The sequence below is a fragment of the Roseovarius sp. MBR-79 genome (assembly GCF_053628555.1).
The window spans coordinates 14,392-36,007 of the sequence record NZ_JBRJGP010000024.1 but is presented as its reverse complement, the minus strand read 5'-3'; the positions used below and the strand labels follow the sequence as shown (position 1 = coordinate 36,007).

The window sequence follows — 21,616 nt, the reverse complement described above, 5'->3', positions numbered from 1 at the left end:
CTTCAATCGTTCCAGTATTTGGCACCATAAAGCGCTCACCAACGCTGTTGCAGCGCCCACCCGCGGTCGGGCCCTCGCGCGGCTCCACCAATGTCGGCAACAGGCCAATAACCACGACTACCCCACACGAACACCGCAACTGTCCGGGTCCGACCGCCATCGGAAAACACCTGTCAGGCGCGCACCACGATGGCGCGTCTTGCAGTGGCCTTTCAGAACGCCTCGGGCCGCGCCTCGCGCGCCATGTGGTCAAGCACGGCATTGACGAATTTCGGCTCGCGCCCTTCGGGGTAGAACGCCTTGGCCACGTCGACGAATTCCATGATCACCACCTTGGGCGGCGTACCGGTCTGGCTCATCTCGGCCCCTGCCGCGCGAAAAAGCGCGCGCAGAACCGGGTCTATCCGCGCAATGGGCCATTTCGCCACCAGCGCCCGGTCGGTCATCTGGTCGATGCTGGCCTGCCAGTTCACCGCCGCGTCCAGCAATTCACCGAAAAGCGTGGCATCGCCCTCGGCCATCTCGACGCCGTCCTCGACCTCCTCGCCGAAGCGGAATTCGAGAAACTCGCGCCGCACCGCCTCGACGGTCTGGCCCGACTGCTCCATCTGGTAGAGCGCCTGCACGGCATAAAGCCGTGCCGCGGATTTGAGGGAATGGCGGGTCTGTGGGGCGCTCATGCGGTGGGGGTATCCTTGGTTCCGCCCGCGATACGGTAATCCTCGGAGGCAGGGACAAACCCCACCCCCTTGCGCGGGCCGCCCCATTTACGGGCCAGCGCCACCAGATGCAAGGCCGCAGCCGCCGCCCCTGCCCCCTTGTTCATCGCCTCTGGATCGGCCCGCACCTCGGCTTGCGCGCGATTTTCCACCGTCAGGATACCGTTGCCGATGCACAGCCCCTGAAGACCCAGAAGCGTGATCCCCCGAGAGCTGTCATTGCACACCGTCTCGTAATGCGTGGTCTCGCCCCGGATCACGCAGCCAAGCGCCACATAGCCGTCGAAATTCGACATCCGCTCGGCGATGCCGATGGCGGTGGGAATTTCCAGCGCGCCCGGCACCTCGGCGATCTCATGGGTTGCGCCCGTCGCCTCGATCTCGGCCACGGCACCGGCAATCAGGTTGTCGGCAATGTCACGGTAGAACGGCGCCACCACGATCAGGATCTTCACCGGCTTGTCGAAGGTCGCGCGCGGCAGGGAATATTCATGTTCGGCCATTCTCTCACACCTCTTTCAGGGGCCGGGTGCCCACAATGCTGATCCCGTAGGCGTCAAGGCCAAGATAGCGCGTATCGGGGCTGTCGGTGAGCAGGATCAGCTTGTGAATCCCCAGAACCGCCATGATCTGCGCGCCAAGCCCGGTCTGCTTGATGATGCGCGGCCCGTCATCCTCTTCCATCTCGCCCGCAAGCTTGGGCCGTGGCTGGCGGAACAGGAACACCGCGCCGCGCCCCTCGCGGGCGATGATCTCCATGGCGCGCGGCAGCTTGCCCGCAGGGCCGTGCGCGGGTTCTGCGCCGATCCCCAGCACATCCTCCAGCGCGTTGAGCGCATGCGCCCGCGTGAGCACCGGCGCGCCGTCGGTGATGTCGCCCTTGATCAGCACAACATGTTCGGTCCCGGTGATCTGGTCGGCGAAAATCCGCATCTCCCAGTCGCCGCCATGGCAGGAGGTGACGCTCTCATGGCCGGTCTCGATCACCAGATTGTCGTGCTTGTGGCGATAGGCGATCAGGTCAGAGATGGTGCCGATCTTCAGCCCGTGCTGTCTGGCAAAGCCGATCAGGTCCGGCAGCCGCGCCATGGAGCCATCCTCGTTCATGATCTCGCAGATCACGCCCGAGGGGTTCAGCCCGGCCAGCCGCGCGATATCGACCGCCGCCTCCGTGTGCCCCGCGCGCACCAGCACGCCGCCGCGCCGCGCGCGCAGCGGAAAGACATGGCCGGGCGTGGCAAGGCTTGCCATCGTGTTCTGTTCATTGATCGCCGTGGCAATGGTCCGCGCGCGGTCATGGGCGGAAATCCCGGTGCTGACCCCTTCGCGCGCCTCGATCGACACGGTGAATGCCGTCTCGTGACGCGAGGAATTGTTGACCGCCATCATCGGCAGGCCCAACCGGTCGATCCGCTCCGCCGTCATCGGCAGGCAAATGAGGCCGCGCCCGTGCGTGGCCATGAAATTCACCGCCTCCGGCGTGGCAAACTCGGCGGCAATGACCAGATCGCCCTCGTTCTCGCGGTCCTCATGATCGACGAGGATGAACATCGCGCCCCGGCGCGCGTCATCAATGATCTCTTCGATCGGCGATATCGCCTTGCGCAGATCGGCCTCCACCGGCCCCGGCGTCTCGAATGCGGCTCTCTCAGTCATGGCGCGCCCCCTTCTCAAGCCCCGCCCGGATAGCGCAGCCGCGCGGCAATGGCCAGAGCCGAGCGCCCGCATTTCCCGTTTGCGCCCTGCGCAGGTCTCGCGCAGACTGCGCGCATCGACCGAAGGAAAAGCCCAATGCCCCTTGCCCGCCGCCCCTGGGTGCCCAGCCCCTGCGAAGACCTGATCGAGCACATCGCCAACCGCACCGCCGCCGAGCCACCCGAGGCCACATCCGCGCGTATCGAGGCGCTGGCCGGGGACAACCGCCGCATCCACGAGGCCGAGTGCTTCAACCTCAACCCCGCGACCAACGTGATGAACCCCCGTGCCGAGGCGATGCTTGCCTCGGGCATCGGTTCGCGCCCTTCCTTGGGCTATCCCGGCGACAAATACGAGATGGGGCTCGAGGCCATCGAGGAGATCGAGGTCATCGCCGCCACCCTCGCCGCCGAGGTGTTTGGCGCGACCCATGCCGAGATCCGCGTGCCCTCGGGCGCGCTGGCCAATCTCATGGGCTTCATGGCCACCTGCCGCCCCGGCGACACGATCATCGCACCGCCTGCCAGCATCGGCGGCCATGTCACCCATCACGCCCCCGGTTGCGCGGGGCTTTATGGCCTCAAGATCGTCGAGGCCCCGGTGAACGCGGACGGCTACACGGTCGATGTGGACGCCCTGCGCACGCTGGCCCAAAGGGTGCGGCCCCGCCTCATTACGCTGGGCGCAAGCCTCAACCTGCATGAACACCCCGTGGCCGAGACCCGCGCCATCGCCGACGAGGTGGGGGCGCGGCTCATGTTCGATGCCGCGCATCAATGCGGGATGATTGCCGGGGGCGCGTGGAAGAACCCGCTGGACGAGGGCGCGCACCTGATGACCATGAGCACCTACAAGAGCCTTGGCGGCCCGGCGGGCGGCCTCATCGTGACCAATGACGCCGGGATCGCCCAGCGCCTTGACGCCATCGCCTTTCCCGGCCTCACCGCCAATTTCGACGCCGCCAAATCCGCGGCGCTGGCCATCACGCTTTGCGACTGGAAAACCCATGGCCGCGCCTATGCCGCGCAGATGGTGGCCACAGCGCAGGCGCTGGCCCTGGCGCTCGAGGCCGAGGGCTTGCCGGTCTTCAAGACCCAGGGCATCGCCACACGCTCGCACCAGTTCGCGGTGGAGGCGGCCGCGTTCGCCGGCGGTCAGGCGGCGTCGAAACGGCTCCGGCAGGCGGGGTTTCTGGCCTGCGGCATCGGCCTCCCCGTGGCCCCCGTGGCGCGCGACATGAACGGGCTGCGCATCGGCACGCCCGAGCTTGTCCGCTGGGGTGTCACGCCCGAGCACGCCCCGCGCATGGCAGCCCTCATCGCCCGCGCGCTGCGCGGCAACGATCCCGGCGCGCTTTTACCCGAGGTGTCGGAGTGGCGACAGACGTTCGACCGGCTGCACTACGTGATCTGAGTCGCCCCCATGCGCTTATGCATCCCGAAGCGGATAGCGATCCGGCTCGGCGAACACGTCGATCACCCGTGTGCCGGCCCTGATCCGGGCCCCATGCTCGACGCCCGCGCCGATTGAATAGCTGTCGCCGGACCCATAGAGCCGCGTCACGCCGTCAATGGTGAACTCGATCTCGCCCTCCACCACTGTGCCCCATTGCGGTCCATGGCTGTGCGGCGGCAGGTCCATGTCCTGAAGGAACGTGAAGAAAACGCACAGCCCACGTTCTGAACGGATCGCACGACTTTGCACCACATCCTCGGGAAAGGGCAGATCAAGGCTCGGCAACCCCATGATGAAATCCGGAAATGGCATGCGGCACTCCTGCTTGTTCTGACGCCCGATCATGCGCCGCCCTCCCCGGCATGGCAATCATTCAGTGCAGCTTCTTGCGGATCCGCTGCACCATCCACCACACGAGGGCAATGACCGGCAGCGTCACGGCGGCAGTGACCATGCCCTTGCTGACACCAAGTGCATCGGCCACCGGGTAGAGCAGGTAGCCCGCCAGCGACACGGCGTAATAGCTGATCGCCACCACTGACAGCCCCTCGACCGTGCGCTGAAGCCGAAGCTGCACATCCGCGCGCTTGTCCATGCTTTCCAAGAGCGCCTGATTCTGCGCGCTGCGCTCCACATCCACCCGCGTGCGCAAGAGGTCCCCCGCCCGCATCGCCCGGTCCGACATGGCGCTCAGCCGCTCCTTGGTGGCGGTGACGGTGCGCATCGCCGGATCGTAGCGACGCATCATGAACTCGCCAAAGGTCTGCCGCCCCTCGAACCGGTCCTCGCGCAGCGCGCCGATGCGCTGATGCACGATCTGCTCATAGGCCGCCGTCGCCCCGAACCGGAACGAGGATTGCGCCACCAGTGCCTCCAACTCCGCCGAGACGTGCAAGAGGCCCTTCAGCGTCTCCTCCGCAGGCTGTCCCCCCTCGGTCATGTCGTTCACCAGACGGCTCAGCTGCGTCTCGGTCTCGCCCATCTGGCGGCCCATCTCGCGCACGCGGGCAAAGCCCAGCATCGACATGGTCTTGTAGGTCTCGATCTCGCAGAGCCGCTGCACGATCCGCCCGATCCGCCGCGCCCCCGTGCTTGGCGCCACATGCAGCGAGAACCGCTGATGCCCGGCCGGGTCGATGCGGAAATCGCCCGCGACAACCCCCGCATCGTCAAGCACGCGCGCCACCGCCACGCTTTCCGAGACAAACCAGCCGTCGATATCGGTGCGCGTGGCCTCGCGGCTGGCCCAAGGCACCACCCGGATCATCGCCGAGGTGATCCGCACCCCCGGCGCGGACTCGAGCCAGTCGGCCGGAAACACATCGAAATCCGCCGGATCGAACGGGCGGCTGCTCACCCCTTGGGTAAAGACCGTGTAGGTCACCATCTCGGTATGGCTTTCCCACTTGAGCACATGACGCCCGATCTCGCCGGAATAATGCGTGGCCCCCGGTTGCGGATGCTTGACGCCGTAACGCTCGAGAAGCGCCACCAGATGCGCCATGTCCGCCGCCCGGTCGCGCTTGGCCGCATCCTGCGGCTGCTTGATCGCCAGAAACACGGCGGTAGAGGGCGCGGTCAGCGTCGGAAAGGGGCGCGCGTGCAACTCGTTGGAGAGCATGTAGCGCAGCGGATGATCCTCGATGGGCGGCATGGCCTGTCTCCTTGTCCGCGCGCAATCTAGCGCGCCCTGCGCCCGACTCAAAGTGGTTTTTCCTTCAAACACAGAGCCTTAGCCGCACACCACCGCATACCACGCGCGCCCTGCCCTTCATCGTTCAAAAAATACTCGATCTTGCGACGCCACCACGCGTCGCAGCACACGAAAAGGGCGCGGCCCGCAGGCCACGCCCCCTGTCTCAGGTCCTTGCCCCGATCACTCGATCTTGGGCAAGAGGCTCGACACGCTGGCCTTGGCATCACCGTAGAACATGCGTGTGTTTTCCTTGTAGAACAGCGGGTTCTCGATCCCGGAATAGCCGGTGCCCTGCCCACGCTTGGACACGAACACCTGTTTCGCCTTCCAGCATTCCAGCACCGGCATGCCGGCGATGGGCGAGTTGGGATCGTCCTGCGCCGCCGGATTGACGATATCGTTGGAGCCGATGACGATGACCACATCGGTCGAGGGAAAATCCTCGTTGATCTCGTCCATCTCCAGCACGATGTCATAGGGCACCTTGGCCTCGGCCAGAAGCACGTTCATATGCCCCGGCAAGCGTCCTGCCACCGGGTGAATGGCGAAGCGCACATTCTTGCCCTTTGCGCGCAGTTTCTGGGTCAGTTCCGAGACCGCCCCCTGCGCCTGCGCCACCGCCATGCCATAGCCCGGAATGATGATGATGCTGTCGGCCTCGTTGAGCGCGCTTGCCACACCATCGGCGTCGATGGCGATCTGCTCGCCCTCGATCTCGGCGGCAGGCCCCGAGGCCCCGCCGAACCCGCCCAGGATCACGCTCACGAACTGACGGTTCATCGCCTTGCACATGATGTAGCTCAGGATCGCACCCGAGGAGCCGACAAGCGCGCCGACCACGATCAGGAGGTCATTGCCAAGGCTGAAACCGATCGCCGCCGCCGCCCAGCCCGAGTAGCTGTTGAGCATCGAGACGACCACCGGCATGTCCGCGCCGCCGATCCCCATGATCAGGTGATAGCCGATGAAAAGCGCCAGCAGCGTGAGCAGCACAAGCGTCCAGCTTCCCGCGCCGCCCAGATACATGAGCGTGAACACCAGCGACAGCGCCGCCGCACCGGCATTGAGCATGTGCCCGCCCGGAAGCTGCTTGGCCGCCGAATTCACCTTGCCCGCCAGCTTGCCATAGGCAATGACCGAGCCGGTAAAGGTGACCGCGCCGATCCAGATGCCGAGCACAAGCTCCACCCGCAGGATGGTGACCTCCACCGCCGTCTTCTTGGCGACGATGGCGGCAAAGCCGGAGAACGTCTTGGCGAAGGCCGCCGCTTCCGCCGCCACCGTCTCGGGCTGCGGATAGGGCAGGTTCGCGCCGGCAAAGGCCGCCGCCACGCGCCCGATCTCGATATCGGCGTTGAAGCCGACAAAGACCGCCGCAAGGCCGACAAGGCTGTGCATGATCGCCACAAGTTCGGGCATCTGCGTCATCTGCACCCGTGTGGCCAGTTGGTGCCCGACCACCGCGCCCAACCCGATCATCACCACCGACAGAAGCCACAGCCCCTGCCCCGGCCCGATCAGCGTCGCCAGAACCGCGATGGTCATGCCGACAATGCCATACCAGATGGCGCGCTTGGCGCTCTCCTGCCCGCTCAGACCGCCAAGGCTGAGGATGAAGAGCACCGCCGCGACCGCATAGGCCGCAATCGTGAAACCGAAATCCATCTCGCCCTCCGCCTTATGATTTCTGGAACATGGCGAGCATCCGCCGCGTCACGAGGAAGCCACCGAAGATGTTGATGGCGGCCATGAACACTGCGAACGCGGCCATGATCGTGATGAGCACAGAGCTTGAGCCGATCTGCACCAGCGCGCCGAGGATGATGATAGACGAGATCGCGTTGGTGATCGCCATCAGCGGCGTGTGAAGGCTGTGGCTCACGTTCCAGATCACCGAGAAGCCGACAAAGACCGCCAGCACGAAAACGATGAAATGCTGCATGAAGCTGGCCGGGGCCACCAGACCCACCGCGAGCAGGAGCGCCGCACCGATAGCCAGCAGGGTCACCTGTTGCCTGGTCTGCGCCTTGAAGGTTGCGATTTCCTTCGCGCGCCTCTCCTCGGGGGTCAGCTCCTTGGCCTTTTCCTTGGGCTTGGCGGCGGCGATGGCCGCGACCTTGGGCGGTGGCGGCGGCCAGGTCACTTCGCCCTTGTGGGTAACGGTGGCCCCGCGGATCACGTCATCTTCCATGTTGTGATTGACCGCGCCATCCTTGTCGGGGGTGAGGTCGGTCATCATGTGGCGGATGTTGGTGGCATAAAGCGTGCTGGCCTGCGCGGCCATCCGGCTCGGGAAATCGGTGTAGCCGATGATCGTCACGCCGTTCTCGGTGACGATCTTCTCGTCCATCACCGTCAACTTGCAGTTGCCGCCCTTCTCGGCGGCCAGATCGACGATCACGGAACCGCGTTTCATGGATTTCACCATGTCCTCGGTCCAAAGCTCCGGCGCCTCGCGGTTGGGGATCAGCGCCGTGGTGATGACGATATCCATCTCGGGGGCCAGTTCGCGGAACTTGGCAAGCTGCGCCTCGCGGAATTCGGGGCTGGAGACAGAGGCATAGCCGCCGGTGGCGGCACCGTCCTGCTGCGCTTCCTCGAAATCGAGATAGACGAATTGCGCGCCCATCGATTCGACCTGTTCGGCCACTTCGGGGCGCACGTCGAACGCATAGGTGATCGCGCCAAGGCTTGTCGCCGTGCCGATGGCCGCCAGCCCCGCCACGCCCGCGCCCACCACGAGCACCTTGGCGGGCGGCACCTTGCCCGCCGCCGTGATCTGCCCGGTGAAGAAGCGGCCGAAATTGTTCCCGGCCTCGATCACGGCGCGATAGCCCGCGATATTGGCCATGGAACTGAGCGCGTCCATCTTCTGCGCGCGGCTGATGCGCGGCACCATTTCCATGGCGATGACCGTGGCACCCTTTTTCGCGGCCGTCTCCAGCCCCTCGGCATTGCCCGCCGGGTTGAAGAAGGTGATCAGCGTCTGCCCCTCGCGCAGCCGTTTGAGCTCGGTCTCGGTGGGAATGCGCACCTTGGCGACGATGTCGCACTCTTTCCAGAGCGCGGCGGCGGTCTTGATCACCTCGACCCCGGCGGCCTCATAGGCCGCATCGGTGAACCCCGCGCGCGCGCCCGCACCACTCTCGATGGCGCAGCTATGACCCAGCTTTTGTAGCTGAAGCGCCGAATCGGGCGTCATCGCCACCCGGTTCTCGCCGTCCAGCACCTCCTTAGGCGTTCCGATCTTCACCTGTCATCTCCCCCTCTGGCAGATCATGTGCAGTAGGCCCCGGCAATGCGGGGCCCGATGGTTTGTCCGAAAGCGGTTATTTCACACTCTTTCCCGACTGGCGATATCAACTTTGCCGCAGGGATTACACCCAGCGCCGCGTTTTTTCGCAGTAGCGTGCAAAATCGGCACGGAAGGTCCGGCGCATCCGGTTCTCTTCGGGTTCGATGAAGCGTTTCTCGATCACCCAGACGAAGACGGGAATCAGCGGCAGCGCCAGCACCGCCTCCCAGCGCAGGATCAGCCCCGCAAGGATCAGCGCATCGCCCAGATAGATCGGGTTGCGCGTGCGCTTGAATATCCCCGAGGTGATCAGCCGCGCGGGCGTCTCATGCGGCACGATGGTTGTCTTGTGGCGGCGAAACTCCATCGCCGCCAGCGCGATGAGCAAGAGGCCCGCGCCGAGCAGCAGCCCCCCCACGAAATCGACCCAGCCACCGCCAAGGCGCAGCCCCATCGGAAAATACGTGGCCTGCCCCCAGGCGAGAGCCAAGAACCCGGCCAGCCAGACAGGCGGCATGTCGATCCATTTCAGCATTGTGGCAACGCTCCGGTATGGGGTGTCGCGGGCAGAATGCACGGCGGAAGGACGATGTCAAAAGGGCGAATGGTTGCATGGGAGTTTTTGGCCGGAAGGGGATGGCAGAAGAGAGCCGCGCAAGAGCACCAAGCATCCAACGTCCCCCTTAGCCCCCCATTCCGAACCTCCCCCTTGGCCGCGCCCCCTGTCACCGCTACGCTCCCCCCAGGCAACCCGGAGGCCCCCATGAAACTCGACGGAAAACATGCCCTTGTCACCGGCGGAGGCTCGGGCATCGGGCTGGCCATCGCGCGCGCACTTGCGGGTGCGGGGGCCGAGGTCACGATCACCGGCCGGCGCGGCGCCGTGCTGGACGAGGCGGCAGGCGGCAGGCTTCACCCGCTGGTCATGGACGTGACCGACGAGGCGCAGGTGACAGCAGGCGTCAAGGCCGCCGTCGCCGCGCGCGGCCCGGTGCAGATCTGCATCCCCAACGCGGGGCTGGCCGAGGGGCGCGCCCTGCACAAGACCGACGCCGCGTTCTGGCGGCAGATCATGGCCACCAATCTCGACGGCGCGTTCTACACGGTGCGCGAATGTCTGCACGACATGCGCAAGGCGGAGTGGGGCCGCGTGATCGCCATTTCCTCGATTGCCGGGCTCAAGGGTCTGAAGGGGGCGGCGGCCTATTCGGCCAGCAAACACGGGATGATCGGTCTCATCCGATCCCTGAGCGAAGATTACCTCGGCACGGGCCTGACATTCAACGCCATCTGCCCCGGCTATGTCGATACCGAGATCGTCAGCCGCAACGTGACCGCCATTTCTGATCGCGCCGGCGTCTCGCCCGACGAGGCGCGCGCCATGATGGTCAGCGCAAATCGCCACAACCGGCTCATCGCCCCCGAGGAGGTGGCCCAGGCCGTGCTCTGGCTCTGCGGGCCGGGATCGCAGAGCGTCAACGGTCAGGCCATCGAGATTGCAGGCGGGCAGTTTTGAGCGGGCGGGACACCATCGCCCCGGGCGCGCGTCATGCTCCGGCCCGACCGGAGCATCTCCCCCAAGGCGGGAGGCCGGAGATTGCCCGGTCGCGCCGGGCAATGACGGCGCGTGTCCTTCGGACGCAGGGAGCAGGAGACAGACCATGACCGATTTCACCGCTACCCGCGCCATGTTCCACCTGCCCGAGGGGGTAATCTATCTCGACGGCAACTCCTTGGGTCCCCTGCCCCGCGCCGCCGAGGCGGCCATGGCACGGGTGATGCGCGACGAATGGGGCGAGATGCTGATCACCGGCTGGAACCGGGCCGGGTGGATGGCGCAACCGCGCAGGCTTGGCGACCGGATCGCGCGGCTGATCGGGGCGGAGCCGGGCCATGTCGTGCTGGGCGATACGCTCTCGGTCAAGGTCTATCAGGCGCTCGCCGCAGCCCTTGCGCTCTGCCCCGACCGCCGCGTGATCCTTTCGGACAGCGGCAATTTCCCCTCCGATCTTTACATGGCAGAAGGTTTGATAAAGGCGCTCGGCCAAGGCCACGAGTTGCGCGTGGTGGCCCCCGAAGAGGTGGCGGACGCGATCACCGAAGAGGTGGCCGTCACGCTGATCACCGAGGTTGATTACCGCACGGGCCGCCTGCATGACATGAAGGACCTGACCGCGCGCGCCCATGCGGCGGGGGCGCTCACGGTCTGGGATCTCGCGCACAGCGCGGGCGCGCTGCCCGTGGATGTGGCGGGCGCGGGCGCGGATTTCGCCGTCGGCTGCACCTATAAATATCTCAATGGCGGCCCCGGCGCGCCTGCGTTCATCCATGTCGCGCCGCGCCATGCCGAGGCCGCCTTTCCAGCCCTTTCGGGCTGGCTCGGCCATGACGCGCCCTTCGCGTTCGAGCAGGAATACCGCCCCGGCCCGGGCATCGAGCGGATGCGCGTCGGGACGCCACCGGTGCTGGCGATGGCCGCGCTCGATGCGGCGCTCGATCTCTGGGAGGGGGTGGACATGGCCGCGCTGCGCGCGCGCTCGATCGAACTGTCGGAGCTTTTCATTTCCGAGGTCGAGGCCGCCTGCCCGATGCTGAGCCTCGCCAGCCCGCGTGATCCGGCCCGGCGCGGCTCTCAGGTATCGTTCCGCCACGCCGAGGGCTATGCCATCATCCAGGCGCTCATCGCACGCGGCGTGATCGGCGATTTCCGCGCGCCCGACATCCTGCGCTTCGGCTTTACCCCGCTCTATCTGGGTGCGGACGAGGTGCGCGCCGCCGCGCGACACCTGTCCGAGGTCATGGCAGGCCGCCTCTGGGACCGGCCCGAATATCGCACACGCGCCGCCGTCACCTGAGCGGCGACGCGCAACCCCACGGCGGCAAAACCCGATTTCCGCCTCAATTTGCCTAAAATTCAACGCACCGAGCTAAAAATCCCGCCGCAGTCAGGCCGTATCCGTTTTGGAAACAGTCACGCGCTTTTGCGCAAAATGTGCGGGTTACCGGGATGCCGACGACATTCAACTGGATCTACCTGGGACAATCGAGCCTTATCCTCGATCCGACCGAGGGCAACAGCAACGCCGAGGGGGCTGCGCTCTTTACCGGGCTGACCTTCGGATCCCCGGCAAACCCGCTCTTTCAGCAGGTCACGCGCACCACGACCATCGACAATGGTGGGGCGGCGGGTGCGCTCGACATGAACAATGCGGTGACGAACGACCAGTTCACCACCGATATCGGCAATGGACCGCAGACCTTCATCTTTGACGGTCTGTCCACCTACAATGCGACCATCACCTATACCGATGGCACGACCGCGTCATTTCTCGCGGTGCTGGCTCAGGACACGACCGGCCATCTCTTCCTTGCCCCGCCGCTCAACACGACCGCCGCGAATGCGGGCAATATCGCGGCCCTGACAGCGCGCCCGATCGAATCCGTCACCTTCAATACGGTCGATACCTCCACCAACACGAACCTCGGGGCAGACCGCGCCGATATCGGGATCGACGACGGTATCGTGCAGGGCACGGCGGGAAATGACCTGATCGACGCAGGTTACATCGAACCGATCCCCAACGGCTCGGACCGGGTCGACAACAATGATGGGGTGGGTGGCGGCAATGCCGATGTGATCGAGGCGGGCGCGGGCAATGACACGGTGTTCGCGGGGCTTGGCGATGACACGGTGTTCGGCGGCACCGGCGCCGATTCCATCCTCGGCGGCGCGGGCAATGACAGCCTGCTCGGTGAGGGCGGCAACGACACGCTGACCGGCGGCGCGGGCAATGACACGGTGCTGGGTGGCAACGGGGCCGACACGCTCTTTGGCGACGGTGCCTCGGCCCGCTGGGCCTATGAGGTCTTCACGCAGGATTTCACCTCCGCCAACGGGCAGGCCTTCACCATCGAGAGCGGCACGCTGGCCGGGTCGGGCACCACCGACACGCTCAACATCACCCCGCTCGGGCAGGCCGCCACCGGGCAGGCCGACCCCAACGATTTCGGGGTGATCCTGACATCGACGCTGTTCTCGCCCGATGCGGGCACCTACCGCTTCACCACCACCTCGGATGACGGATCGACCATCCGCATTCTCGACAGCCAGGGCAATGCGCTCGACTTCACCAACCAGAGCGGCAACAACGGCCCCTTCCTCGACAACGATTTCCACCAGGCGGCCGCGACCCGTTGGGGCGATGTGACGCTCGAGGCCAATCAGGTCTACACGATCGAGGTGCGGTTCTGGGAGAATGCCGGCCAGCAGGTCCTGTCGGGGACGATCACGCCGCCGGGCGGCACCGCCCAAAGCCTTGACAGCAGCCCGCTCATCCTCGGGGTCGAGACGGCGCCGGGCGACGATTTTCTCGATGGCGGCGCGGGCAATGACCTTGTCTTCGGCGGCGGCGGCAATGACACGATCACCATCGGTCAGGGTGACACGCTCTTTGGCGGCGATGGCGACGATCTCTTCATCCTGCAGGATTTCGCGGCGGCGGGCGGCACGATCACCATCACCGGCGGCGAGGGCGATGAGACCAATGGCGATACGCTCTTTCTGACGCCGAATGTCAGCAAGGCCGACATCACCTTTACCAATACCGATGACACGGCGGGGGGGCTGTCGGGCTTCTTCACCACGCCCGACGGCACGCTGGTCAATTTCTCGGAAATCGAGAACATCATCTGTTTCACCCCCGGCGCGCGGATCCTGACGCCGCAGGGCGCACGGGCCATCGAGACGCTGCGCCCGGGCGATATGGTGATCACCCGCGACAATGGCCCGCAACCGATCCGCTGGATCGGGTCGAGCACCGTGCCCGGCCACGACCGCTTTGCCCCCGTCAGGATCGCGGCGCGTGTGCTCGACGGGGCGACCGCGCCGCTTCTGGTCTCGCCGCAGCACCGGGTGCTCTTTACCGGCTACAAGGCCGAGCTGCTCTTTGGCACGGACGAGGTTCTGGTCGCCGCCAGGCACCTGATCGACGGGCGCGACGTGACCCTCGCCCCGCGGTCCGCAGTCACCTACCTCCATCTCATGTTCGACCGTCACGAGGTGATCTATGCCGAGGGTGCCGCGACCGAGAGCTTTCATGCGGGCGACATGGGGCTGTCGGCGATCTCCGAGGCCGCGCGCGAGGACATGTTCCGCGTCTTTCCGGGCCTGCGCAGCAATCCGGGCCTGCATGGCGCGACAGCGCGCACCTGCCTGAAGGCGCATGAGGCGCAGCTGTTGCACGCGACGCGCGAACCCACACCGATGGCCGCCTGAATGTGGCGCAAATGCGCTCCCACGACAGGAGCTTCGCCCCCATGGCAACATAGTTGCGCCTCAAGCGGCGGTTAATCGGATTCCCATGAATTGAGACGATGATGCGGCGTGAACGGCCGCATCCTGATAGTGGTGCAAGAGGTTCAGATGCCGATAGCGAGTGAACTGAGTGTGAATACGGGCGCGACGGCGCTCGACATGGCCAACACGATGTTCGGCGACGGGGTGACCGTCGTGTCGGCCACCTATTCCGGCGATCCGCTGTCATCGGGCACGTATACGGGCGGCAACACGACCTTGGGCGAACTCAGCCCGGCGGATACCGGCGTGCTCCTGTCGACCGGCAAAGCCATCGATATCACCAACAACTCGGGCACGACGGATACCAACATTCGCTCCAACACCACCACGGATACGTCCGGCGGCGTGGATGGCGACGCGGACATGAACAACGTGTCGGGGCAAGCGACCTTCGATGGCGCGTTTCTGGAGGCCACGTTCATTCCGGTCGGCGACACGCTGACGATGCAGCTTGTGTTTTCGTCAGAGGAATATCTGGAATTCGTCAATGGCGGCGTGAACGACACGGTCGGCGTGTGGGTCAATGGCACCCTCGTGCCGCTGGAGTTCGGCGGGACGACCACGAATGTCTCGATCGACACGATCAATGACACATCGAATTCCAACCTCTATCTGGACAACCCCGATACCGCCGACACCTTCAACACGGAAATGGACGGCTCGACCGTCATCCTGTCGCTGACCGCGCCGGTGACCGCGGGGGCGGAGAACACGATCCGCATCGGTATCGCGGACGGTGGTGACGCCAGCCTCGATTCGAACCTTCTGATCATGGGCAATTCGGTCCAGACCGCGAACATCGCGCAAGAGGACATCCTCGCCCAGGGGCCCAACACGACGCAGGTTCACAACATCCTGGCCAATGATCAGGGCAGCGGCCACTCGATCACCCACATCAACAACAAGGCCGTCATCCCCGGCGATACGGTCACCCTGAACACGGGCGAGCAGGTGACCGTGAACGCCGACGGCACGATCACCGTGACCACCGATGGCGATATCGGATCGAACACCCTCACCTATTCAACGGTGGACAGCGCCGGCAATCCCGCCACCGGTTTCATCACCATCGAAACAACGGCCACGCCCCCGGATTTCGTCGTCGAAGGCACCGCGGAGGCCGACTTGATCGACGCCGACTATACCGGCGATCCCGAGGGCGATGTCATCGACGGCTTCGACCATTCCGACGCCAGCAACAACGACTTCGTCGAGGCAGGCGCAGGTAACGACACGGTGCGCGCGGGTGTCGGCAATGACACGGTGTTTGGCGGCGACGGCAACGACCTGCTCGAGGGCCAGGCAGGCGACGACAGTCTTGTGGGCGAAGCGGGGAATGACACGCTCATTGGCGGCACGGGGAATGACACGCTCATTGCCGGGATCGGCAATGATGTTCTCAGCGGGGGCATGGGCAATGACAGCCTGTTCGGCGCCGAAGGCGACGACACCCTGATCGGCGGCGCGGGGGCGGATACACTCGACGGCGGCTCAGGACTCGACGTGATTGACTATTCCGCCTCGGCAGGGGCGGTCAACGTCGACCTCGGCACCATGACCGCCACGGGCGGCGATGCAACCGGCGACGTGCTGTCAGGGGTCGACGGGATCATCGGCTCGGATTTCGACGATACGCTGATCGGGTTCGACGGCGTTTTCGACGGCGGCACCACCACCAACATCATCGACGGCGGCGCGGGCGACGATTTCATCGACGGGCGCGACGGCGGCGACACGTTGCTGGGCGGCAGCGGCAATGACACGGTCCTTGGCGGCGGCGGCGGCGACGTGATCGACGGCGGGACCGGCGATGACCTGATCGACGGCGGCACCGGGTCCGATACCATCTTCGGCGGCGCGGGCAATGACACGATCCTCACCTCGGGCGGCAATGACAGCAGTCAAGGGGGCGACGACGCCGACCTGATCATCGTTACCGCCACCGACCCCACCGGCGTCTACAACGTCAACGTCGATGGCGGCTCTGGCGGTGTGGACAACGACACGCTCGATCTTTCGGCGCTGATCGCGGATGGCTGGACCGTTTCCAGCATGACCCAGAACCCCGAAACGAACGGCAATCCGGGCTTCAGCGGTCAAATCACCCTGAGCCGCAGCGCTGAAACGGCCAACATCAATTATACCGATATCGAAAACCTGATCATCCCCGATTTCATCGTCGAGGGCACGGCAGGCGATGACCTGATCGACGCCGCCTATACCGGCGACCCGCAAGGCGACATGGTCGATGCGGGCGATGCTGCCGACGGCTCGAACGACGATATGATCGAGGCGGGTGCGGGCAATGACACCGTGTTCGCCGGTCTGGGGGATGATCTTGTCCTGGGCGGTGGGGGTGCCGATCTTCTGTATGGCGGTGATGACAATGACACGCTGGTTGGCAATGCCGGGAATGACACGATCTTTGGCGGTGCGGGCGACGACCTGATCGTCACCGGCAATGACAACAACAATTTCGCCGGTGCCGGCGACTCGAGTAGCGATGTCAACCTCGCATATGGCGGGGCGGGCAATGACACTTTGATCGGCTCTGTCGCAACGGATGAACTTCATGGCGAGGCCGGCAATGATCTGATCCTGGGCGGCGGCGGCGCCGATTCGCTCTTTGGCGGCACGGGCGATGACACGATCGACGGCGGTGCGGGCGATGACAGCATCGAGTCCTGGTTCGGCAACGACGTCCTGAGCGGTGGCGCGGGCGATGATTACATCGACGGCTCGGTCGGGAATGACACGCTGATGGGCGGTGACGGCAACGACACCCTTCTCGCCGGAAGCGATGACGGTGAGGACTTTGTCGACGGTGGCGCGGGCAATGACGAAATCAGCGCGGGTGGCGGCAACGACACGCTCGCGGGCGGAACCGGCGACGATTTCATCTTTGCCGCAGAAGGTGACGATCTCATCCTGATGGAGGATGATTTCGGAAATGACACGATCGACGGTTGGTCAAATGGCTCGGGCGGCGACACGCTCGACGCGGGCGCGGTCACGCAGGATACCGTGCTTGACCTCACGGCGGGCGATCCGGGCAATCCCGAACAGGGCACGCTCTCGAACGGCACCCAAACGGCGCAGTTCAACGAGATCGAGACCATCATCCTCGGCTCTGGCAACGATCTGGTGCTGGGGTCCGGCGGCAACGATAGCGTCAGCACCGGTGCCGGTGCCGATACCGTCGATGGCGGCGCGGGCGATGACAGCTTCGATGTCGGAGCGGGCGATGGTGCGGTCGATACCGTGATCTTCGCCGATGGCGACGGGGCCGACACGATTACCGGCTTTGCCGCGCCCATCGACAATGGTGACGGCACATTCACGGGCCGGGATCAGCTTGATCTCTCGGGCCTCACCGATGCCAATGGCGACCCGGTCAACGTGGCCGATGTGACGGTGGGCAGCGATCCTGATGGCAATGCCGTCCTCAGCTTTCCGGGCGGCGAGAGCATTACCCTCATTGGCGTCGATCCGACCGCGATCACCGATCATGACGCGCTTGCGGCCATGGGCATTTTCCAGCCCGATTACAGTGTCGAGGGCACGGCAGGCGACGACACCATCGACGTCAGCTATACCGGCGACCCTGAAGGCGACCGGGTGGACAATGCCGACAGCCGCAACAATGACAATGACGATGTCATAGATGCAGGCGCGGGCAATGACCTGATCCTAGCGGGCCTTGGCGATGATACCGTCATGGGCGGCGAGGGCAACGATACGATCTTCGGCCTCGACGACGCAGACCTGCTCTTTGGCGATGCGGGCGATGACAGCCTCGATGGCGGCATCGGCCCGGACACGCTCTTTGGCGGCACAGGCAATGACACGATCACTGTCAGCCAGGGCGACAGCGCCGAGGGCGGGGATGGCGACGATACCTTTATTCTGAGCGATCCGGGCGAGGTCGATACCGCCACGATCACCATCATCGGCGGCGAAGGCGGCGAGACGGCCGGCGATACGCTGCGGCTGACGCCCGGGATCGGGCGTGGCGACATCACCTTTACCAATCCCGACGACACGGCTGGCGGGCTTTCGGGGACGTTCACGTTCAACGGTGTGGTGGTCAATTTCTCGGAGATCGAGAACATCATCTGCTTCACCCCCGGCGCGCGGATCCTCACCCCGCGCGGCGAACGGCCCGTCGAGACGCTGCGCCCCGGCGATCTGGTGGTCACGCGCGATCACGGGCCTCAGCACGTCCGCTGGACCGGGCAGCGCACCGTGCCGGGCACGGACCGGTTCACGCCGGTGGAAATCGCGCCGTCGGTGATGGGGGGCAGCGGGCTGATCGTTTCACCACAGCACCGCGTGCTTTTCACCGGTTACAAGGCGGAACTGCTCTTTGGCGAGCGCGAAGTTCTGGTCGCCGCAAAGCATCTGGTGAACGGGCGCGACGTGCGGTTCAGCCCTTGTGCGGCAGTCACCTATGTCCATGTCATGTTCGACCGCCACGAGGTGATCTATGCCGACGGCATCGCCACCGAGAGCTTCTTTGCCGGCGATACCGCCCTTTCGGCGGTCGATGACGCGGCCCGCGAGGAGCTGTTCGCGGTCTTCCCCGAATTGCGCAGCGCGCCGGGGCGGCACCGTGAAACCGCGCGCACCTGCCTCAAGGCGCGCGAGGCGGCGCTTTTGCAGGACCGTCTGGGCATGTGGGAGATCTGAGCGCTCAGGCGCGGCGCCGCAGCGGCGCGCCCTGCCCCGCCGCCCAGTCCCGCACCGCATCGCCGAAGGCCGCAAAGAGCGGGCGGCTGACCGGATCATTGGCGGCATTGTATTCCGGGTGCCACTGCACCGAGAGGGTAAAGCCCTTTGCCCCGTCGACATAAAGCGCCTCGGGCGTGCCGTCCTGCGCCCAGCCGTCGATAACCACACCGCGCCCGGGGCGCACGATCCCCTGCCCGTGCAGCGTGTTGGTCATCACCTCCTCGGCCCCCATCAACCGGTGGAACACGCCGCCCGTCGCAAAACGCACCTTGTGGCGCAGCGCGAACTGCTCTTCCATCGTGCCGTCGGGCGGCATCCGGTGATTGTCGCGCCCCGGAAGATCGCGAATCTCGGGGTGCAGCGTGCCGCCAAGCGCGACGTTCACCTCCTGAAATCCCCGGCAAATGCCCAGAAACGGCTGGCCGCGCTCGATGCAGGCGCGCACCAGCGGCAGCGTGATCGCGTCGCGCGCCCGGTCAAAGGCCCCATGCGCCTCGGTTGCGGCCTCGCCATATTCCTCGGGGTGGACATTGGGCCGCCCGCCCGTGAGCAGGAAGCCGTCGCACACCTCCAGCAACTCGGCCACGCTGACATAGCGCGGATCCGAGGGGATGATCAGCGGCAGACACGCCGCCACCTCGGCCACCGCCGACGAATTGATCGTCCCGCCCGCATGGGTCGGATAGCGGTTGTCGATCTGATACTGGTTGCCGATGATACCGACGATCGGGCGGGCCATGATGCGTGTCTTTCTGGTCGTTCGTGAAACCTTGACCCAAATATATGGCAAAACGGAATAACAAAAGATCACCGCGCGCACAGGTTTTCGTGCAGTTGCGCGAATTTGCGCGGATTTCATGCACGGTTTGGTCACTTCCCTGCGCGAGACTGGGGCTCGTGGGCGGCGTCGCCTGTCTTATCGGCCATCTGCATCCCGGTCGGCGGCGGCGATGTCGTCCACACCACGCGCGCGGCGGCACCGCTCGCTGCAATGGCGCACCGCATCCCAGACGCGCGCCCATTTGCGCCGCCAGACCATCGGGCGGCCGCAGGTCGCACAGGTCTTGACCGGCAGATCCGGCTTTCGGCGCATCCGTGCCATCTAGAGATCAAGGCTCAATTGCGCCGGATCGCGCGTCCGGCGGCGCGGCGCGCGCTTGCGGCTGGCGTGTCTGGCCACGATCCGGGCGGTCTCGGCATCGCCCTCATGCGCCCGCCGACAGGCCCAGACCGCCTCTCGCGCCGCCCGCGCCGCCGCCATCGGCTCCACCACCGGCGCGGGATAACGGCGGCCCAGCAGACCCGCCGCCCCCTCCCACTCCCAGGGCCGGTGCAGGAACCGGTCGGGCACGTCGCCAAGCTCGGGCAGCCAGCGCCGCGTGAACGCGCCGCCCGCGTCCTGATCCAGCCCCTGCTTGACGGGATTGTAGATGCGGATCGTGTTCATCCCCGTGGTGCCCGATTGCATCTGCACCTGAGACCAGTGAATCCCCGGCTCGTAATCGGTGAAATACCGCGCCAGCACCGGCCCCGTGGCGCGCCAGTCCAGCCAGAGATGATAGGACGCCACCGCCATCAGCATCGCGCGCATCCGGAAATTGAGCCATCCCGTCGCGATCAGCGACCGCATGCAGGCATCGACAAAGGGCAGCCCCGTCTCGCCCTTCGCCCAGGCCGCCAGCCGCGCAGGCTCCGGAACGCACGGGCGCAGCCCCTCATAGGCCGGGTGCAGGCAACGATGCTCGATCGAGGGTGCATCCTCCAGCTTTTGGATGAAGTGGTCGCGCCACGCCAGCCGCGCCTGAAACGAGCGCATCGCGCGCGCCCAATCGGCCCCGCGCCGCTCTGGCGCGCGCGCGCCCGCCTGCACTGCCTCGCGCACCGAGAGCGTCCCGAAGGCCAGATGTGGCGAAAGACGCGAGCAGGCCGCCGCCCCGGCCAGCGGCGAGGACATGGCGCGTGTATAGTGCTTGCCGCGCGTCGCCAGAAAGCTGTCCAGCCGCTCGATGGCCGCGCGTCGCCCGCCCCTTTGCCGCTCGGGGCAGGGATCATCAAGGCCAAGCGCCGCCGCACCGGGCAGGCCCTCGCTCTCGACCCCCGCCACCGCGCGGCCCGCCCGAAGGGGCGGGACAAGCGGCGCGCGCAGGAAGGCGTCGCGCCGCGCGCTCCATTCGTCCCGGCTCGGCAGGCACCGCACCACCGCGCAGTGCGGCACCTCGTGCCAGACCACCCCTTGCGCCCGCGCCCACGCCGCCACCTCGCGGTCGCGCGCATAGCTCAGCGCATTGCCGGTCTCCTCATGGCTCACCAGCGCGCCCACGCCCTGCGCCGCGCGCAACCCCTCCAGCACCTCCACGGCGCGGCCGACCCGGATCACCAGAGGCACCCCCGCCGCCGCAAGCCCCGCGCGCAGACTATCCAGACACTCCGCCAGAAACGCATAATGCCGCCCCGAGGCATCGGGGGCCTCCCAAAGCGCCGGCTCCACAATATAAAGCGGAATGACCGGGCCAAGCGCCACGGCACGCGCCAGGCCCGGGTGATCCTCCACCCGCAAATCGCGCTTGAACCAACAGATCACCGGCCTTTCCATGGGTGGCAACATAGCCGTGCCGCGCGGCTTGGAAAGCCCCGTTGCAGCCCGGCGCGCACGCGCTTACCCTGCCCCC

The 21,616-nt window shown here is 65.9% G+C and carries 16 protein-coding genes; 5 read left to right on the top strand and 11 right to left on the bottom strand.

Going from position 1 to position 21,616, the window contains the following annotated elements:
* Window positions 1-212 precede the first annotated feature (212 nt).
* The 3 genes from nusB to ribB are packed head-to-tail and all read right to left on the bottom strand — an operon-like array spanning window position 213 to window position 2,375.
* Window positions 213-680, bottom strand: coding sequence for a transcription antitermination factor NusB (gene nusB / locus ACSSV8_RS17620; protein ID WP_354539400.1), 468 nt, complete (start codon window positions 678-680; stop codon window positions 213-215).
* Complete coding sequence (locus tag ACSSV8_RS17615) at window positions 677-1,222, bottom strand: 6,7-dimethyl-8-ribityllumazine synthase (protein ID WP_454283314.1); 546 nt, start codon at window positions 1,220-1,222, stop codon at window positions 677-679. Before ACSSV8_RS17615 ends, nusB begins: the two co-directional genes overlap by 4 nt.
* A 4-nt stretch (window positions 1,223-1,226) precedes the next feature.
* A complete protein-coding gene (ribB, locus tag ACSSV8_RS17610) occupies window positions 1,227-2,375 on the bottom strand; it encodes a 3,4-dihydroxy-2-butanone-4-phosphate synthase (RefSeq protein WP_454283313.1) in 1,149 nt (382 codons plus the stop codon).
* 135 nt (window positions 2,376-2,510) lie between these two features.
* Between ribB and ACSSV8_RS17605 the strand changes: the two genes are divergently transcribed.
* Entirely contained in the window at window positions 2,511-3,827 is a 1,317-nt protein-coding gene (locus ACSSV8_RS17605; RefSeq protein WP_454283312.1) for an aminotransferase class I/II-fold pyridoxal phosphate-dependent enzyme, read from the top strand.
* Between the two features lie 15 nt (window positions 3,828-3,842).
* Here ACSSV8_RS17605 and ACSSV8_RS17600 read toward each other — a convergent pair whose 3' ends face one another.
* The 5 genes from ACSSV8_RS17600 to ACSSV8_RS17580 all read right to left on the bottom strand — a co-directional run bounded on the left by ACSSV8_RS17600 (window position 3,843) and on the right by ACSSV8_RS17580 (window position 9,395).
* On the bottom strand, window positions 3,843-4,181 hold the full coding sequence (locus ACSSV8_RS17600; protein WP_454283311.1) for a cupin domain-containing protein: 339 nt from the start codon (window positions 4,179-4,181) through the stop codon (window positions 3,843-3,845).
* 61 nt (window positions 4,182-4,242) lie between these two features.
* The gene (locus ACSSV8_RS17595; protein WP_354539404.1) at window positions 4,243-5,523 is read right to left on the bottom strand and encodes a DUF3422 family protein; all 1,281 of its coding nucleotides are present in this window, start codon (window positions 5,521-5,523) and stop codon (window positions 4,243-4,245) included.
* Between the two features lie 222 nt (window positions 5,524-5,745).
* Complete coding sequence (locus ACSSV8_RS17590; RefSeq protein WP_454283310.1) at window positions 5,746-7,230, bottom strand: NAD(P)(+) transhydrogenase (Re/Si-specific) subunit beta; 1,485 nt, start codon at window positions 7,228-7,230, stop codon at window positions 5,746-5,748.
* A gap of 13 nt (window positions 7,231-7,243) precedes the next feature.
* On the bottom strand, window positions 7,244-8,818 hold the full coding sequence (locus ACSSV8_RS17585) for a Re/Si-specific NAD(P)(+) transhydrogenase subunit alpha (RefSeq protein WP_454283309.1): 1,575 nt from the start codon (window positions 8,816-8,818) through the stop codon (window positions 7,244-7,246).
* A 124-nt stretch (window positions 8,819-8,942) separates the two neighbouring features.
* On the bottom strand, window positions 8,943-9,395 hold the full coding sequence (locus tag ACSSV8_RS17580) for a methyltransferase family protein (protein ID WP_354539407.1): 453 nt from the start codon (window positions 9,393-9,395) through the stop codon (window positions 8,943-8,945).
* Between the two features lie 228 nt (window positions 9,396-9,623).
* Between ACSSV8_RS17580 and ACSSV8_RS17575 the strand changes: the two genes are divergently transcribed.
* The 4 genes from ACSSV8_RS17575 to ACSSV8_RS17560 all read left to right on the top strand — a co-directional run bounded on the left by ACSSV8_RS17575 (window position 9,624) and on the right by ACSSV8_RS17560 (window position 18,905).
* Complete coding sequence (locus tag ACSSV8_RS17575; protein WP_354539408.1) at window positions 9,624-10,376, top strand: SDR family NAD(P)-dependent oxidoreductase; 753 nt, start codon at window positions 9,624-9,626, stop codon at window positions 10,374-10,376.
* Between the two features lie 145 nt (window positions 10,377-10,521).
* Complete coding sequence (gene kynU / locus ACSSV8_RS17570; RefSeq protein WP_354539409.1) at window positions 10,522-11,715, top strand: kynureninase; 1,194 nt, start codon at window positions 10,522-10,524, stop codon at window positions 11,713-11,715.
* Between the two features lie 152 nt (window positions 11,716-11,867).
* Window positions 11,868-14,135 carry a Hint domain-containing protein gene (locus ACSSV8_RS17565; protein WP_454283308.1) on the top strand — a complete coding sequence of 756 codons (2,268 nt, stop codon included), beginning with the start codon at window positions 11,868-11,870 and terminating at the stop codon, window positions 14,133-14,135.
* A gap of 147 nt (window positions 14,136-14,282) precedes the next feature.
* Window positions 14,283-18,905 carry a Hint domain-containing protein gene (locus ACSSV8_RS17560; RefSeq protein WP_454283307.1) on the top strand — a complete coding sequence of 1,541 codons (4,623 nt, stop codon included), beginning with the start codon at window positions 14,283-14,285 and terminating at the stop codon, window positions 18,903-18,905.
* A gap of 4 nt (window positions 18,906-18,909) precedes the next feature.
* On the opposite strand, the gene ACSSV8_RS17555 is transcribed toward ACSSV8_RS17560, so the two are convergent.
* From ACSSV8_RS17555 to ACSSV8_RS17545, 3 genes are all read right to left on the bottom strand, one after another.
* A complete protein-coding gene (locus ACSSV8_RS17555) occupies window positions 18,910-19,686 on the bottom strand; it encodes a gamma-glutamyl-gamma-aminobutyrate hydrolase family protein (RefSeq protein WP_454283306.1) in 777 nt (258 codons plus the stop codon).
* Between the two features lie 177 nt (window positions 19,687-19,863).
* Complete coding sequence (locus ACSSV8_RS17550) at window positions 19,864-20,049, bottom strand: DUF2256 domain-containing protein (protein ID WP_354539413.1); 186 nt, start codon at window positions 20,047-20,049, stop codon at window positions 19,864-19,866.
* Entirely contained in the window at window positions 20,050-21,528 is a 1,479-nt protein-coding gene (locus ACSSV8_RS17545; RefSeq protein ID WP_454283305.1) for an FAD-binding domain-containing protein, read from the bottom strand.
* Window positions 21,529-21,616: the final 88 nt, after the last annotated feature.

Bases quoted from the DNA above. Each gene is read 5' to 3' on its own strand.
- ACSSV8_RS17615 (WP_454283314.1), bottom strand. From the start codon at position 1,222: ATGGCCGAACATGAATATTCCCTGCCGCGCGCGACCTTCGACAAGCCG.
- ACSSV8_RS17575 (WP_354539408.1), top strand. From the start codon at position 9,624: ATGAAACTCGACGGAAAACATGCCCTTGTCACCGGCGGAGGCTCGGGC.
- ACSSV8_RS17600 (WP_454283311.1), bottom strand. From the start codon at position 4,181: ATGCCATTTCCGGATTTCATCATGGGGTTGCCGAGCCTTGATCTGCCC.
- nusB (WP_354539400.1), bottom strand. From the start codon at position 680: ATGAGCGCCCCACAGACCCGCCATTCCCTCAAATCCGCGGCACGGCTT.
- ribB (WP_454283313.1), bottom strand. From the start codon at position 2,375: ATGACTGAGAGAGCCGCATTCGAGACGCCGGGGCCGGTGGAGGCCGAT.
- ACSSV8_RS17550 (WP_354539413.1), bottom strand. From the start codon at position 20,049: ATGGCACGGATGCGCCGAAAGCCGGATCTGCCGGTCAAGACCTGTGCG.
- ACSSV8_RS17555 (WP_454283306.1), bottom strand. From the start codon at position 19,686: ATGGCCCGCCCGATCGTCGGTATCATCGGCAACCAGTATCAGATCGAC.
- ACSSV8_RS17565 (WP_454283308.1), top strand. From the start codon at position 11,868: ATGCCGACGACATTCAACTGGATCTACCTGGGACAATCGAGCCTTATC.
- ACSSV8_RS17560 (WP_454283307.1), top strand. From the start codon at position 14,283: ATGCCGATAGCGAGTGAACTGAGTGTGAATACGGGCGCGACGGCGCTC.
- kynU (WP_354539409.1), top strand. From the start codon at position 10,522: ATGACCGATTTCACCGCTACCCGCGCCATGTTCCACCTGCCCGAGGGG.
- ACSSV8_RS17590 (WP_454283310.1), bottom strand. From the start codon at position 7,230: ATGGATTTCGGTTTCACGATTGCGGCCTATGCGGTCGCGGCGGTGCTC.
- ACSSV8_RS17605 (WP_454283312.1), top strand. From the start codon at position 2,511: ATGCCCCTTGCCCGCCGCCCCTGGGTGCCCAGCCCCTGCGAAGACCTG.
- ACSSV8_RS17580 (WP_354539407.1), bottom strand. From the start codon at position 9,395: ATGCTGAAATGGATCGACATGCCGCCTGTCTGGCTGGCCGGGTTCTTG.
- ACSSV8_RS17595 (WP_354539404.1), bottom strand. From the start codon at position 5,523: ATGCCGCCCATCGAGGATCATCCGCTGCGCTACATGCTCTCCAACGAG.